19 protein-coding genes are annotated in these 12740 nt (G+C 57.4%); 5 read left to right on the top strand and 14 right to left on the bottom strand.

All coding sequences use genetic code 11. The features are described from left to right. Positions 1–505: 505 nt before the first annotated feature. Positions 506–949, bottom strand: coding sequence for a hypothetical protein (locus tag ACTG4M_RS12380; RefSeq protein WP_439123975.1), 444 nt, complete (start codon positions 947–949; stop codon positions 506–508). A gap of 376 nt (positions 950–1325) precedes the next feature. On the opposite strand from ACTG4M_RS12380, the gene ACTG4M_RS12375 reads away from it, so the two are divergent. The 3 genes from ACTG4M_RS12375 (at position 1326) to ACTG4M_RS12365 (ending at position 4059) form a co-directional block, all read left to right on the top strand. Continuing rightward, positions 1326–2612, top strand: a complete 1287-nt coding sequence (locus tag ACTG4M_RS12375) for a lipoprotein-releasing ABC transporter permease subunit (RefSeq protein ID WP_439123974.1) — start codon at positions 1326–1328, stop codon at positions 2610–2612. After that, positions 2605–3288 (top strand): ABC transporter ATP-binding protein, encoded by a 684-nt coding sequence (locus tag ACTG4M_RS12370; protein ID WP_439123973.1) that lies wholly within the window; start codon positions 2605–2607, stop codon positions 3286–3288. The genes ACTG4M_RS12375 and ACTG4M_RS12370 overlap by 8 nt, the downstream gene beginning before the upstream one ends. Before the next feature lie 129 nt (positions 3289–3417). Further along, positions 3418–4059, top strand: coding sequence for a DUF3047 domain-containing protein (locus tag ACTG4M_RS12365; protein ID WP_439123972.1), 642 nt, complete (start codon positions 3418–3420; stop codon positions 4057–4059). Positions 4060–4071: 12 nt separating this feature from the next. Here the strand turns inward: ACTG4M_RS12365 and ACTG4M_RS12360 are convergent, their stop codons facing one another. Continuing rightward, positions 4072–4506 (bottom strand): DMT family transporter, encoded by a 435-nt coding sequence (locus ACTG4M_RS12360; protein WP_439123971.1) that lies wholly within the window; start codon positions 4504–4506, stop codon positions 4072–4074. Between the two features lie 146 nt (positions 4507–4652). On the opposite strand from ACTG4M_RS12360, the gene ACTG4M_RS12355 reads away from it, so the two are divergent. Next, positions 4653–5075 (top strand): c-type cytochrome, encoded by a 423-nt coding sequence (locus tag ACTG4M_RS12355; protein ID WP_439123970.1) that lies wholly within the window; start codon positions 4653–4655, stop codon positions 5073–5075. Between the two features lie 53 nt (positions 5076–5128). Here ACTG4M_RS12355 and ACTG4M_RS12350 read toward each other — a convergent pair whose 3' ends face one another. From ACTG4M_RS12350 to ACTG4M_RS12335, 4 genes are read right to left on the bottom strand one after another with little or no spacing between them, the layout of a single operon-like run. Further along, positions 5129–5323: a PLD nuclease N-terminal domain-containing protein gene (locus ACTG4M_RS12350; RefSeq protein ID WP_439123969.1), complete on the bottom strand. Its 195-nt coding sequence runs from the start codon at positions 5321–5323 to the stop codon at positions 5129–5131. Positions 5324–5344: 21 nt separating this feature from the next. Further along, complete coding sequence (locus ACTG4M_RS12345; protein ID WP_439123968.1) at positions 5345–5557, bottom strand: DUF2945 domain-containing protein; 213 nt, start codon at positions 5555–5557, stop codon at positions 5345–5347. Positions 5558–5560: 3 nt separating this feature from the next. Then, positions 5561–5824, bottom strand: a complete 264-nt coding sequence (locus ACTG4M_RS12340) for a DUF7218 family protein (protein ID WP_439123967.1) — start codon at positions 5822–5824, stop codon at positions 5561–5563. Positions 5825–5829: 5 nt separating this feature from the next. Beyond that, the gene (locus ACTG4M_RS12335; protein ID WP_439123966.1) at positions 5830–6018 is read right to left on the bottom strand and encodes a hypothetical protein; all 189 of its coding nucleotides are present in this window, start codon (positions 6016–6018) and stop codon (positions 5830–5832) included. 163 nt (positions 6019–6181) lie between these two features. On the opposite strand from ACTG4M_RS12335, the gene ACTG4M_RS12330 reads away from it, so the two are divergent. Then, positions 6182–7564: an MATE family efflux transporter gene (locus tag ACTG4M_RS12330; protein WP_439123965.1), complete on the top strand. Its 1383-nt coding sequence runs from the start codon at positions 6182–6184 to the stop codon at positions 7562–7564. 2 nt (positions 7565–7566) lie between these two features. Here the strand turns inward: ACTG4M_RS12330 and ACTG4M_RS12325 are convergent, their stop codons facing one another. The 8 genes from ACTG4M_RS12325 to ACTG4M_RS12290 form a co-directional block, all read right to left on the bottom strand. Beyond that, positions 7567–8280, bottom strand: a complete 714-nt coding sequence (locus ACTG4M_RS12325) for a gamma-glutamyl-gamma-aminobutyrate hydrolase family protein (RefSeq protein ID WP_439123964.1) — start codon at positions 8278–8280, stop codon at positions 7567–7569. Then, positions 8277–9212 (bottom strand): amidoligase family protein, encoded by a 936-nt coding sequence (locus tag ACTG4M_RS12320; protein ID WP_439123963.1) that lies wholly within the window; start codon positions 9210–9212, stop codon positions 8277–8279. Before ACTG4M_RS12320 ends, ACTG4M_RS12325 begins: the two co-directional genes overlap by 4 nt. Positions 9213–9249: 37 nt before the next feature. After that, positions 9250–10275, bottom strand: coding sequence for an AI-2E family transporter (locus tag ACTG4M_RS12315; protein ID WP_439123962.1), 1026 nt, complete (start codon positions 10273–10275; stop codon positions 9250–9252). Then, complete coding sequence (locus tag ACTG4M_RS12310) at positions 10275–11039, bottom strand: hypothetical protein (protein WP_439123961.1); 765 nt, start codon at positions 11037–11039, stop codon at positions 10275–10277. The genes ACTG4M_RS12315 and ACTG4M_RS12310 overlap by 1 nt, the downstream gene beginning before the upstream one ends. Then, on the bottom strand, positions 11032–11433 hold the full coding sequence (locus ACTG4M_RS12305) for a phage holin family protein (RefSeq protein WP_439123960.1): 402 nt from the start codon (positions 11431–11433) through the stop codon (positions 11032–11034). Before ACTG4M_RS12305 ends, ACTG4M_RS12310 begins: the two co-directional genes overlap by 8 nt. Continuing rightward, positions 11430–11879 carry a hypothetical protein gene (locus tag ACTG4M_RS12300; protein ID WP_439123959.1) on the bottom strand — a complete coding sequence of 150 codons (450 nt, stop codon included), beginning with the start codon at positions 11877–11879 and terminating at the stop codon, positions 11430–11432. The genes ACTG4M_RS12305 and ACTG4M_RS12300 overlap by 4 nt, the downstream gene beginning before the upstream one ends. A 26-nt stretch (positions 11880–11905) precedes the next feature. After that, complete coding sequence (locus tag ACTG4M_RS12295; protein WP_439123958.1) at positions 11906–12343, bottom strand: DUF2383 domain-containing protein; 438 nt, start codon at positions 12341–12343, stop codon at positions 11906–11908. Between the two features lie 126 nt (positions 12344–12469). Continuing rightward, on the bottom strand, positions 12470–12740 hold a 271-nt coding region (locus ACTG4M_RS12290), incomplete at its 5' end, for a helix-turn-helix domain-containing protein (RefSeq protein ID WP_439123957.1).

Here is a 12740-nt window from a genome sequence, read left to right as displayed (position 1 = left end):
TCAGGACAAGCACCTAAGGGCCACTCGTGCGTTTCCGCGCGTGCACTTCAGAACATGGATCGGCGCATCGGGTCGGTTTCTGACGAGGGAGGGACGTGTCAAACGCCGCTCAGCCGGATGATTTTTGGTTGAGCACGTTTTGACGTCTTTCAACGTGTAGCTCTTTCCGGATCGCGGACGTTGACAACTGCTTCCCTCTCAAACCTAGAGGCGTCTTTTCAAAAGGCGAGCTGCTCACTGAAGGACTTTCCAAATGCATCCGACACTCAACAATGCCACGCCTGTCAACATAATCCGCTCGGCTATAGTTTTGTGAAACAGCCACCGCTCTTGCATTTCCGAAGTCGGGTCTTGGAAAGCAAGTCCGGCAAATGACACATCGTATGTGAACCCGGAAAAGAATACAGCCGCGCCGGACGCAACTAAGAAAACCGGAAACGAAATTCGCATTCCAAGTGATTAGCAGACTGATGTTAGAAATTTAAGGCTTGTCAATTGAAGCTGTCTAGCTTGGGCTCTTGTCCCGTCTTCGCGCTGAAGCGTTCAGCGCAATCCAAAAGATCGATCCAACCGTGACACCAAAAAGGAAACCCTGCGGGATGGACACCAGTTCTGAAAGGAAGATGCCCCTGAACCCGGGTGAAGACGTTGCGACGGCAAGCATAGAAACCGCGATCTGCGCTGTGAGGCCAGAAAACACAATGGTAGGAATCCAGCCGTCTGGAACCCGCTTCTGCATTCTGTGATTGATTAAGAAAAGAACCGCAAGCACCGGCCCAGCAAAGGGTGATGCAATCACCAGCAGAAGCGGCAGCAGGCAAGGACTATCGTAGCAGGCTGAAGGATTTGCCCGGAAAATGACGTATCCCAAACACATGGGAACAACGATAGCTACGAGACCGGCGATCACATAGCTGAATACTGTTGGTAAGCGGTCAAAGCGTAGCACCTAGCCGGTCTCCTCACTGTTCCCCCTGCGACCGTACTTTGGTTGGCTAAATGCACAACGTGTCATGACTATGGCGGGTGTTAATGAGAATGTGAATGAGCTTGCAGGATCAGTTGGTCTGAGCTCGAAGCCGAAAATTTTTGGCAAATGCGGCGCTACAATCTCTCCTATTGATGGGCAGTTAAACCTGCGTCCGCTCAGGAAACCTCTCGGCAAACTTGCGGCCAACCAAAATATGTCTACGCCCGAGTCAGGTCAGCCCCTCTGACCCAATGTTTCGCATGCGAAACAATAGGACCAGACCGGACCTATCCTGACCGCCTTGACCCGACCGACCCAAGCGGCCACTTATCGTCCAGAGCAGCAAGAGACCGATATGGCCCAGACCCCTCCGCCCTTTGCCCCGTTTGAATGGATGATCGCGTGGCGGTACCTGCGCGCGCGCCGTGCTGAGGGTGGGGTCAGCGTGATGACCTGGATCAGCCTGATCGGCATCACTTTGGCGGTCTTTGCCTTGATCGCGACCTTGGCCGTGCGGTCAGGGTTTCGCGCCGAATTCGTCGATACGATCCTTGGCTCGAACGCCCATGTCACGGTCTATTACACACAAGAGGTGGACGAATTCGGCCGATCCTCGCGCACGATCCCGGATTATCAAACTTTGGCACAATCCGTGGCTGCCGTGCCCGGTGTGACCCGCGCTGCGCCTTTGGTCAAAGGGCAGGTGATGGCCACCGCGAACAGCCGCAACGCTGGGGTCGAGGTGTTCGGTATCGCGCCCAAAGACCTTGCGACCATCCCGCGCATCGCCGACCCCGACACGGCACGTGGAGCCTTGGACAGGTTCAGCGAGGGTATCGCAATCGGGTCAGGCGTTGCGCGCGAATTGGGTGTGGCGCTTGGCGACAAGGTCAAGCTCATTTCCCCTGACGGGGTGCGCACTGCCTTTGGCACAAGCCCGCGTGTCAAGGCTTATGAGGTGGTCTATGTCTTTACTGCCGGGCGTTATGATATCGACCGAACGCGCGTCTATATGCCTTTTGACGAGGCTCAGCTATACTTTAATCGCGAGGGCGTCGCCGACGAGATAGAAGTCATGGTCGCCGACCCGGATCGCGTCGAAACGTTGACGCTGCCGATTGTACAAGCGGGTGGGCAGCGCGCACTTGTCTGGACATGGCAAGACGCCAGTGGCGGGTTCCTGCGCGCACTTGAGATCGAGGACAATGTGATGTTCATCATCCTGTCCATTCTTGTTCTGATCGCTGCGATGAATATCGTGTCCGGTCTGATCATGCTGGTCAAAAACAAGGGTCGCGACATTGGGATTCTGCGCACCATGGGCCTGACCGAAGGGGCCGTGCTGAGGGTGTTTTTCATCTGTGGGGCGTTCACAGGTATTCTTGGGACCATCGCCGGTGTCATTCTGGGCTGCCTGTTCGCGCTGTATATTGATCCGATTTTTTCCTTCGTGAACTATGTTGCGGGCGGCGGGGTATGGGACCCGTCGGTGCGTGGGATTTACGAGCTACCCGCGCAGTTGCGTTTGCCGGATGTACTCAGCGCGGTGGCACTGTCGCTCGGGCTCAGCTTTGTGGTGACCATTTTCCCGGCACGGCGGGCGGCACGGATGAACCCGGTTGAGGCATTGCGCTATGAGTGAGGTGTCTTTGCGACTGGTCGGGGTGACCAAGACCTACAACGCGGGTACGCCTGCTGCGGTGGACGTGTTGCGCGGCGTCGATGTGTCTTTGAACACGGGCGAAGTGGTTGCCTTGGTTGCACCGTCGGGTGCGGGCAAGTCCACGCTGCTTCACATCGCGGGTCTGCTCGACACACCGGATGCGGGCACCGTCGAAATTGCGGGGGCGGATATGACCGGAGGGGCGGACCGCAAGCGCACGACGGTGCGGCGTGACGAGGTTGGGTTTGTCTACCAGTTCCATCATCTGCTGCCCGAATTCAGCGCGCAGGAAAACATCGTTCTGCCGCAACTGGCTGCAGGTGTTTCGCGCCGTGTTGCCGATGCGCGGGCGCGTGAGTTGTTGGACATCGTCGGGATCGTCCCCCGGGCACATCACCGACCGGCGGCGCTGTCGGGGGGCGAACAGCAGCGCGTTGCGTTCTGCCGTGCCTTGGCGAACCAACCTTCGGTGCTGCTGGCGGATGAGCCGACCGGGAACCTTGACCCGGCCACCTCGGACACGGTGTTCGATGCGTTAATGACGCTGGTGCGCGAAACAGGGCTGTCCGCGCTGATTGCCACGCATAACATGGAACTGGCGTCTCGGATGGATCGGCAGCTGCGGATGGACCAAGGTGTGCTCACCCCGGCCTGAGCTTAATGATTTGTTAACCAAGGTTAACGAGTGGCGAGTGCAAAGGCGATGACACATGCCTCACATGAACGTTTGATGCAGGTGAGGGGGCAAGGCTGTTAGGACGGTGGGATATAAAAGAGGTTTCCCATGTTTCGTAGTCTTGCCATCATCCTGTTGTCCCTCGCCACGGTTCCCGCCATGGCAGCGCCTGTGTCCTTTGACGGGTCTTGGAAGACACAGAAGTTCTCTCTGTTCTCGTCGAACAAATATGGATTCAACGGGTCTTCGGTAAGTGTAAGTTCGGACGGGTCGGTGTCCTTGGCCTACCGGGAATTGCCGGAACCCTATTGGAACGCCTCAAGCGCCAAATGGTCCTGGAGCGTTCAGGAAGGTGTGCCGGCAACCGATTTGCGTAAAAAGGGCGGTGATGATCGCAACCTTGCCCTGTATTTCGTCTTCCTGCCGCAAGCCGAGGCGCAGGCCCTGAAAGGGGCAAGTGTTCGCAAGCTTCTGACCAATGATGCCGCGCGTGTATTGGTTTACGTTTGGGGCGGCGCACATAACCGTGGCGCAGTCCTGAGCAGCCCATATCTGGGCAACCGGGGTAAAACCGTGGTCTTGCGTGGGTCCGGTACTGGCAGCGCGAATGAGAACGTCAATCTGTCTCGCGACTATGCCAACTCGTTCGGCGGCGGCGATGTGGCGTTGGTGGGGATTGCCCTTTCGGGTGACAGCGATGACACAGATACCCGCATTCGCGCGTCTGTCAGTGGATTGAACATCAACTGATCCAAACCATGGTCAGGCGCGCTGGGTGATCCAGACCCCAAGCGCCATCACAGCAATTCCTGAGGCGCGGGTAAGCGATAGCGGGCTGACACGCGCGCCGAACAAGCCGAAATGGTCGATAATGGCGGCTGAGATCAGCTGACCCAACAGCACAAAAAACACCGCGTTTCCGATACCGAAATGCGGTGCGATATACGTAATGGACAGAACATAGAATGCCACCAGCAGCCCACCCAATAGCAGGTGACGCGGTGCAAGAGGAATGCCGGATAACGCTTTGGGGCCAGTGACAATCGTCACGAGTGTGGTCGCAGACAGCGCCACACAAAACAGCACCATTGCTGCCGCAGCAGGCGATCCGATCCGCACACCAAGGGCTGCGTTCAGGGCGGCCAAAAGCGGTATGCCGATCCCGGCGGCAAGCATGGTCAGGGCATAGATCGGCATGGGCGGTATCCTTTGGCGCGGTTTGCCGCGAGACTGCGCTGGGAATCGCCGATTGTCACCCGGTAAGGTCACAAACGGGTGCGCGGTGCGGTTGCGCGGACGGCCAAAGACAGGCAGTTTGAACACAGTCGAGCAAGGAGGCCCAAATGCGCCCACAGAGTTTCAGCCTGATGATCGGTGCTTCTGCCGCGTTGCTGATCGCAGCCTGCACGCCCGAAGAAATGCCGCAAGCCAGTGATGGGCGTGCGTTGTTTATGGAAAATTGCGCCATTTGTCATGGTGTGTCCGCCAAGGGCAATGGTCCGATGTCCAAGGCGATGGCGAATGCGCCGCCCGACCTAACTTTGATTGCGGCGCGAAACGACGATGATTTTCCAAGAGTAGAGGTGCTCTCGGCAATCGATGGTTATACCAAATCAGCGCCGACCGGACCTGACATGCCGGAATTCGGTGCGTTGCTCGAAGGGGAGCTGGTGCCACTCGATACTGGTGATGGTGTGTTGACCCCGACACCACGCAAGCTGGTGGCGCTTTTGGAGTATTTGGAAAGCATCCAAATCACCCGTTAGCGTTTTGGTTTTACGTCAAAAATGCCCCGCAGAATGTGCGGGGCCAAAACCAATTAGGCACGGGCGGACGCTGAGCGGGGCCCGGCGATCAGCCAGATGATAAAGCCCAATATTGGCAGTATCAGAACTAGCAGGCACCATAGCACTTTTGATCCAGTTGAATTATTGGACCCGATGATCGACACAAAGGCCCAAACGTTCAGAACAAGGAGGATCAGTCCTCCAATTCCTGTGATTTCAATACCCATTGGTTTCTCCTACCTGCGCCGCTATGCGGCGCTGACTTCGCTATCGCTTTTCAAGACCTGATCGCCGTCGTCTTGTTCAATCAGGTACGCGGGCGCATCGTCCGTGGCGTCGCGCGTCACGTCCGTCCCCTTAATCTTGACGGTTGTCTTTTCGGTGTAGACCTTTTTGACCTCACCTTTTCCAGTGCCGTTGCCCCAGTTCCACGCCACCATGTTTCCTTCGCGAAAGGCCATCTTTCAACGATCCCGTAGCGCCGATATCAACTCGGGTTTTGTCATGTAAGACCGCCCTGAGACATCAAGCTCCTGCGCGCGGTCGTACAGATCGTCCTTGGTCCAATCCTCGTACGGCGGGGCTTTGCCGCCTTTCTCGGATGGGCTTTGGGTGTCATTGGCTTGCGCGTTAGCAATGCGAGCGGCGGCCTCTTTGGTGTAGCCGTCGTCACGCAGTGCTTCGTATGTGTCGTCATCTTTGATCGACGTGCCATGGTCTTGTGTCATGATCATTACCCGTCGGTCGCGACAGTGGGCGCTGCTGTGTCGGTGGTTTCACCGGGTTCGTTGCCCTGCGCTGAAAGGTTTGCGAGGTACGTCAAGAATAGAACTGCGGCAAAGATGCCGACCGCGATCATGGCCCAAATGGCAGGACGGTGGCGTTTGGATTGCTTTTCGATATTCGTGGATGGAGCGGACATTCAATACCTCTCGTCGTCTGAGTTTCATCTGTTTAACCGTTTGGATCCTCAAAAGTTCCATTGTGGAACGCCGGAACCGGTTAAGGCGCTGCGCGTTGGGTGCGGAAGGTTGCGCCTATTGTGGTGTCGCCCCCAGTAACGAGTTCCCGGAAGGACTGTGCGCATGGCCAAGGCCGATTTGACCCAAGGACCGATTTGGAAAGCTTTGGCCTGGGTGTCTGCGCCGATGACTTTTGGCATTCTTGCAGTTTTAAGTGTCGGCTTGGCTGATGCCTATTTTCTTGGGCAGTTGGGTCAGGCACCATTGGCAGCGGTGGGGTTCATTTACCCTGTGACAACCGCGTTGACATCATTGTCGATTGGGCTGTCGGCAGGGGCGAACGCGGTGGTGTCGCAAGCCATTGGGCGCGATCAGGCTGACAGCGATGCTCCGATCCGGTTGGCGTTGCATTCCTTGGGACTTGGGCTTGGGCTGGCCATCTTAGTCGCGCTGGCCTTTTTGTTCGGTGCTCCAACAGTGTTCCAATGGATGGGCGCACAGGATGCTGCACTTGAGGAAACACGTGCTTACGTGCCGTTCTGGTCACTGTCGTTTCCGTTTCTCGTTGTGATGATGGTCTGTAACGCGGTGTTCCGCGCGCATGGCGATGGGGCCACATCTGCGGCGATGATGGTGTTGGCGGCGGTCGTCAATATCGCGATCAATCCGCTACTCATCTTCGGCTGGGGCCCGATCCCGGCGATGGGAACCGAAGGAGCAGCATTGGCGACGGCCATTGGGCGTGCGTTTGGGGCAGGGGTCGCCTTGTGGTACGCGTGGTACAGCGGGCTGCTGACAGTCTGCGGCAAGCCGTTTAAGGGGCTGTTGTCATCCATCCGCGACGTGATCTCGGTCGGGGTGCCAGCGGCTTGTTCAAATGCCATCAACCCGGCGGGTATGGCGCTTGTGACGGCTGCGGTGGCCACCTTAGGTGAGGCCGCCGTTGCCGGCTTTGGTGCCGCGACGCGCGTGCAATCCGTCGCGTTGGTTGCGCTTTTTGCACTGTCGGCGGGAATTGGCCCGGTCGTCGGACAGAATTTCGGCGCTGGAAAGCAGGACCGCGCGCGGATGGCGCTGCGGCAAGCGTGGATGTTCAGCGTGGGCTACGGGCTGGTTCTGGCAGTTGGGGTGACGATCTTTGCAGACCAAATCGCCGGGTTCTTTGCCGAAGGTGCCGAGGCGCGCAGCTATGCCGCGCAATACCTGCGCATCGTGAGCTGGAGCATCATGGGGTACGGTATTCTTGTTATCACCAACGCGGCGATGAATGCGCGGTCCAAAGCGGTGTATTCGCTGGGGCTTAGCCTGTCGCGCATCTTTGTGATCTACGTGCCGCTGGCGTGGTTGGGGATGTGGGTTTTTGGCTTTACCGGTATCCTGATTGCCGCAGTGGCCGCCAACGCGTTTGGCATAGTTGGTGGCCTCTATTGTGCGCGTCAGACGGAGCTTTTTTCCCCTGACGACAGGAAGGATGCGACCAAGGGGGTGCCTCAACCCAATGGGTGAGATCAGGCCAGTTCATTGCGCATTGCGCGGTTCTGGTTGCGGTCGTCCCGATACGCATTGGCAGCGGTGACAAGAGCGCGAAAGATGGCGCGTTGGCGGTGGGCGTAGAACAGGTGTTCGGGATGCCACTGTACGCCAAGTGCAAAAGGATCGCGCACGCGTTCAATGGCTTGAATCATGCCGCCAGTGTCCTTTGCCGAAATGCGCAGACCCTCTCCCAGCCGATCAACGGCCTGCGAATGCAGGGCGTTCACCTTCATCGGGTGTTCGCCGCTGATCAGGGACAGGTGGGTTTCTTCCTCAACGCAGATGTTGCGCTTGGGCAGGATCGTGGTGATCTTGCGCTCGGGGCCATAGGTCGTCCATGCGTCTTGATCGAGCGTGCCGCCCAAGGCCACGTTCAACATCTGCGATCCGCGGCAGATGCCGAGCACGGGGATGTTCTGTTCCAACGCAGCTTCGGCCAGACAGCGTTCCAGCTCATCGCGTTCCGGATCAAGCCGGGCCGAAATACCCAACCTGCCACCATAGAGGTCAGGGCCAATATCATCGCCGCCGCCAATGATCAGGCCGTCGACATGTTCGAGGTCAGCCACACGTCCGACACCCCAACGCACGCCGCGTCCGCCTGTAATCCAGAGGTTGAGGTTGATGAGTGGGTAAACCCGCCATCCCGTGCGGGATGAGGTTGTGACCGCGATGTTTGGCCTGCTCATACATCCGCTCGTGCGTTGTGATCCTCAATCAGGGTGTCAATCGTCTGGACCCACACTGAGGCGCGTTCGAACCACGCCGCATCATGAATTTTCCAAGCCGCACAGAGGGCCGACAGAAGGTCATCATTTGCCGCGATCAGTTCGACCTGACGCCAAAGTTGCCAGGGTTGAAGCAGTGACCAGTCGGCTTCGTCAATGCGGCTGTCGGGCAGACGGAAATGAAAGGTGGGTCGAGCGGCTGTTTTGTCGTCTATATCGAAGAGATCGGCAAAAAGGTCAGGTTCCGCGTGTTTGAAAAGCGGCAGCAGATCAAGGCTTTGATTGCGGCTGTGAATGTGTTTGGCGGCCATGCGCATCAGGTCGGCAAGGCTGTCATATCTGGTGTTTGCCAGATCTGAGATCAACGCTTTGGGCCATGCGCCTACAAAGGGCATCATGCGGCGGGTCGCATCGACTTGCTCTTTCTCGCGCAGCCAAGGCTCAAGCATGGCATAGGCCGTAATCGTATCAAGGGTGAAGCGATGATCAGGGGCCACAACCTCGGGGTTTACGTGCACGCCAAAGCCAAGGAACACGCCGCTCCGTGACCCCATCGCATCAATCTTGCGCAGACTGGTGCAGATGGTGTTGAACTCTTCCAGTTGTGTGCGGCTTAGCGGTGGTGTCACCACTTCGACAGGGATCAAGCCGCGAAAGGCGTCCAAGCCTTCTTTCACAAATGGCAGGTCTTCGCGTTTGCGCAATGAGATATCAAGTTCGACCTCAATGTCACCGAAAGGTGTGTCACAGACCGTGACGCTATGATCCCCACCATCCTTGACGGTGCCGCCGAACGTATCGGCAATCAGATTGCCGGTCTCCATCTCTGTGGGTCCGGCAAATTCAATCTCGATACCGCAAAGCCGTTCGCGACCATCTATGGTTGTTTCCATGGGCAAGGCTGGGAAGGTGGTTTTGGTGTTTGTCATATCACGCCTGTGTCGGAGCCAAGTCTTTGTTAAGATCGGGCTGGTCCTGCGGTTCATGCGCGAGATACGCGGTCACCCATACCAGCAGGGGCAAAGACACAATCCCACCAATGGGGCCCCAAAGCCAGAGGCCCAGCAGGATCGCAAGAAATACCACCAAGGGATTGAGTTGAAGACGTTGGCCGACAAGCGTTGGCGTGACGAATTGGGCTTCGGTCATGTTGAGCAGGAAATAGGTCAGCGCAGGCAGCACCGCATAAGCACCATTGAATTCGGTAAAGCCAACCACCGCGAGGGACACAAGCAGCATGACCGGACCAAGGTAAAGAACGAAGTTCAGGATAAAGGCGGCAGCCCCCCACAGGATCGGGTTGGGCACGCCAATCGCGGTCATGGCGGTGAACACTGCAATGCCCAGGCCTGCGTTAATCACGGTCACGGTGCCGAAATAATGCGACACAGCGCGGTCCGCTTGGCGGAAAGCACCGGCCCTGCCTTTTACCACAGAATAGATTTCATTTTGGGTCAACGTGAAAAAGAAGAATGTGCCAGCAAATGTAAGCAGTTGCGCGGCAAAGTTGGGTGCAACGGACAGCGCATCCAGGAGGCTTGGCATTGCGTTTTCGACGGCTTTTCCGTCTTCTACAAGGCTTTGTTCCAAGTCGCCTTGGACAGATTCCAATCCGCGGATGGCCCGGCTGGCATCAATCACCCACCACCGAATTTCGTCCTCAATGCGCGGCACTTGTGCGATCAGGTCCATCACAATCGGACCCAACCCCGCAATCAGTAGGACGGCCAATCCCGCAACAAAGGCGAGACTGATACTGGCGCTGACGGCGCGCGGAATGCCAAGACGCGCCAAGAGGCGCATGCCGGGTGCAGCTACAACGGCCACGACCAACCCCAGCGTCACTGGTGCCAAGAGCCCTTGGGCAAGTTTGAGCGCAGTAAATGCGGTGACGATCGCCAAGAGCGCAAGGCACACGGTCTGCGCCTTGGCCCAAGTGGGGTTGAGCGGCAACATCAGGCGGGTTGATGCGCGTCAGAAAATTCAGCGCGGGCTTCGCGGATGCTGGATTCGACTGCAGCTTTGCCCTGCTGTTCGATTTTGGAAAACTCATCGCGCAGAACGGCTTCGGCATCGCGCATCATGTTGTCGCGCGTGGCGCCCATCAGATCCGCTTCGGCTTTGGTGGATGGCAAAAGCGCGCCGATTATTGCGCCCACACCTGCGACGATGGCACCGGTCAGGAACGGCTGGCTTTGATGCGCCTCTTGTGCCTGCTTGGACGTGCGCCGCGCTTGGCGTTCCAGTTTCTCTTGAGCGTCGATCACCTTGAGACGTGCTTCAGTCACGCGGGCGCGGGCCTCGGGCGACAATCTGTCAAGCCCCTTGTCCAGCGACTTGCGCAAGGTTGAGGCCGATTGCGACGCGGCAAAGCGACCGGATTTAACCTGTGCTCGTGCCTTCATCTGACGATCCGCGCGGGCGATGCGATCATCATGGCTTCCCATTTCATCGTAAGATGTGAGGCGCGGCTCGGGTTTTTTACCAGTGTTGAGTGCGATCATTGCAGCGCCGATACCAATCATCGTCAAGCCGGCTGGTTGATTTTTAGTGCCGTCCAGCACCGCTTTTGCAAGTGTTTGGCCGATATCTGCGGTCTGGCCGACGGCGCGCTTGGCGTTGGCTTCGGGATTGACAGAGGACGCCAAGGCGCTGATCTGATCCGTAAGCTCAGCCCGGTGCGTTTCTGCGTTTTGTTCCAGTTGGTCTACGTTAGGCACGGGCCATCTCCTTTACTGCGTCGATGTCTGATTTGACTTGATTGAGAGTGCGCTTGGGTGTGAGCGACGCGGTCGAAATTCGCGACTTGCCGATAAGGGCAAAGATCAAAGCCATGGCCAGAAAGGCGATGGCAACAATCAATGCCGCCCAACCAAGAGCGACGCCCAATGCGGTGACACCCACAACTGCGGCAACTGCAAGCGCGGTGAGGCCGACAAAGGCGACCAATGCGGCCAAGACGAATAGGGCCAATCCACCTCCGGCGCGTGACGCACTGTCGGACAGTTCGCGTTTGGCCAGTTTCAGTTCGGTTCTTAGGAGCGCGCGTGCTTCGGTCAGTATTCTTGAAATTACGCTGCGCATGTCTTGGGTTTCGGGTGTTGTCTGGTTCACTTTTGCGGCTCCGCATAGTTCAGGTGGCCAGACCATGGGTCGTCCGCCGCGCTGTCGCTGTTCTGTGCAGTGTTGCCGGATTTCAAAAATCTGGCGGCAGCGAAACCGACAACCGCAGCACCGCCAAGAAACAGCATGGGATTTTTACGCGCAAAGACGGCGACGTCGTCGGCCATCACATCCACGGGCTTGTCTCGGAGCGTTGCCGCGACCGAACTGATCTGCGCGCCCAAGTGATCAAGTGCCGCGGCTTGAAGCGAATTTGTGTCGAATTCATCGCGGGCCGCGTGAGTTGCTTCAGCGGTATCGTCGATTTCGTCAATCGCTTGGCTGCGTGCCGATTCCGCCTGTTCTTTGGCTGACGCTTTTGCGTATTCCTTGGCGTCGTTCGCCATCTCCGTTGCACGGTCTTTGGCTTGGTCGAGTGTGTCTGTTGTGGTGCTCATGCTACCCTCCGTCGGTTGAAGCCAGGTCAAACGGCCTCAAAAATATTTGCGATTTTGCCGCGCAGTTCTTGTCGTTGAATGACCAGCACGTTGTGCAGTTCATCGGCCTCCGACGTTTCCGCGATCGCGGAATTATACCGTTTCACGACGTTCTCTTCGCCGTCAGCAACTGCTTCGAGCGCGTTACTGTCGATGTCGGAAATGTGGTCACGCACCTTTACGGCGGCTTTGTGAACTTCGCCCATCATGGTGCCTGAACGATCCAGTTCGACGCCTTGTTTTTTGGCGGCAATCTCGATCTCGGCAATGTCTCTTGTGTGTGTGTCGGCCAAATCCTGAATGAAGCCTTCGACGGCCGGATCGGCACGTTCAACAAGCACGGCGTACCCTTTACTTATGTCGATCAACGTATCGAACAGTGACTGCACACAATTGTGGATGGTGTGGTGTGTCGTGTTTGGCATGTCGACCTCCTTAGCTTTGGGTGAAACGCATCAACGGCGTCAGAGTTCCGCGTGAGTGGCCAGATGCGTGCTTTTTGCAACGCCGCCCGGGATGCAGTTCATGATCGTTCCGCAGACCGTTGTGACTCAGATCAGGGGGCGGACACGTGGTGCCTCGTCAGAGGCAAAAGCGGTCTTTGCCAATTCGTCGGGGCGATGGACGGTCAACGTGTCCTGCGCCCACGTGGCGATTCCACGCTCGCGCAGTTTGGCCAATGTCTTGTTTGTGTGGACCAGCGAAAGACCCATCGCGTCGGCTATATCTTGTTGGCGGTATGGCAACAGGGGAATCGCGTTTGGAACTGAGGTCGTGATTGAGCGGGGTTGCTTCTGACGGAGCGATGGATTCTGGAGCTGG

Source organism: Marivita sp., from assembly GCF_965656765.1.
Lineage (GTDB): Bacteria > Pseudomonadota > Alphaproteobacteria > Rhodobacterales > Rhodobacteraceae > Marivita.
This window is presented reverse-complemented; position numbering and strand designations above follow the sequence as displayed.

Excerpts from the sequence above, each read along its gene's own strand:
- ACTG4M_RS12295 (WP_439123958.1), bottom strand. The coding sequence starts at position 12,343 with ATGCCAAACACGACACACCACACCATCCACAATTGTGTGCAGTCACTG.
- ACTG4M_RS12360 (WP_439123971.1), bottom strand. The coding sequence starts at position 4,506 with ATGCCGATCTATGCCCTGACCATGCTTGCCGCCGGGATCGGCATACCG.
- ACTG4M_RS12355 (WP_439123970.1), top strand. The coding sequence starts at position 4,653 with ATGCGCCCACAGAGTTTCAGCCTGATGATCGGTGCTTCTGCCGCGTTG.
- ACTG4M_RS12330 (WP_439123965.1), top strand. The coding sequence starts at position 6,182 with ATGGCCAAGGCCGATTTGACCCAAGGACCGATTTGGAAAGCTTTGGCC.
- ACTG4M_RS12335 (WP_439123966.1), bottom strand. The coding sequence starts at position 6,018 with ATGTCCGCTCCATCCACGAATATCGAAAAGCAATCCAAACGCCACCGT.
- ACTG4M_RS12315 (WP_439123962.1), bottom strand. The coding sequence starts at position 10,275 with ATGTTGCCGCTCAACCCCACTTGGGCCAAGGCGCAGACCGTGTGCCTT.
- ACTG4M_RS12365 (WP_439123972.1), top strand. The coding sequence starts at position 3,418 with ATGTTTCGTAGTCTTGCCATCATCCTGTTGTCCCTCGCCACGGTTCCC.
- ACTG4M_RS12370 (WP_439123973.1), top strand. The coding sequence starts at position 2,605 with ATGAGTGAGGTGTCTTTGCGACTGGTCGGGGTGACCAAGACCTACAAC.
- ACTG4M_RS12340 (WP_439123967.1), bottom strand. The coding sequence starts at position 5,824 with ATGACACAAGACCATGGCACGTCGATCAAAGATGACGACACATACGAA.
- ACTG4M_RS12300 (WP_439123959.1), bottom strand. The coding sequence starts at position 11,879 with ATGAGCACCACAACAGACACACTCGACCAAGCCAAAGACCGTGCAACG.
- ACTG4M_RS12345 (WP_439123968.1), bottom strand. The coding sequence starts at position 5,557 with ATGGCCTTTCGCGAAGGAAACATGGTGGCGTGGAACTGGGGCAACGGC.
- ACTG4M_RS12350 (WP_439123969.1), bottom strand. The coding sequence starts at position 5,323 with ATGGGTATTGAAATCACAGGAATTGGAGGACTGATCCTCCTTGTTCTG.
- ACTG4M_RS12375 (WP_439123974.1), top strand. The coding sequence starts at position 1,326 with ATGGCCCAGACCCCTCCGCCCTTTGCCCCGTTTGAATGGATGATCGCG.
- ACTG4M_RS12320 (WP_439123963.1), bottom strand. The coding sequence starts at position 9,212 with ATGGAAACAACCATAGATGGTCGCGAACGGCTTTGCGGTATCGAGATT.
- ACTG4M_RS12325 (WP_439123964.1), bottom strand. The coding sequence starts at position 8,280 with ATGAGCAGGCCAAACATCGCGGTCACAACCTCATCCCGCACGGGATGG.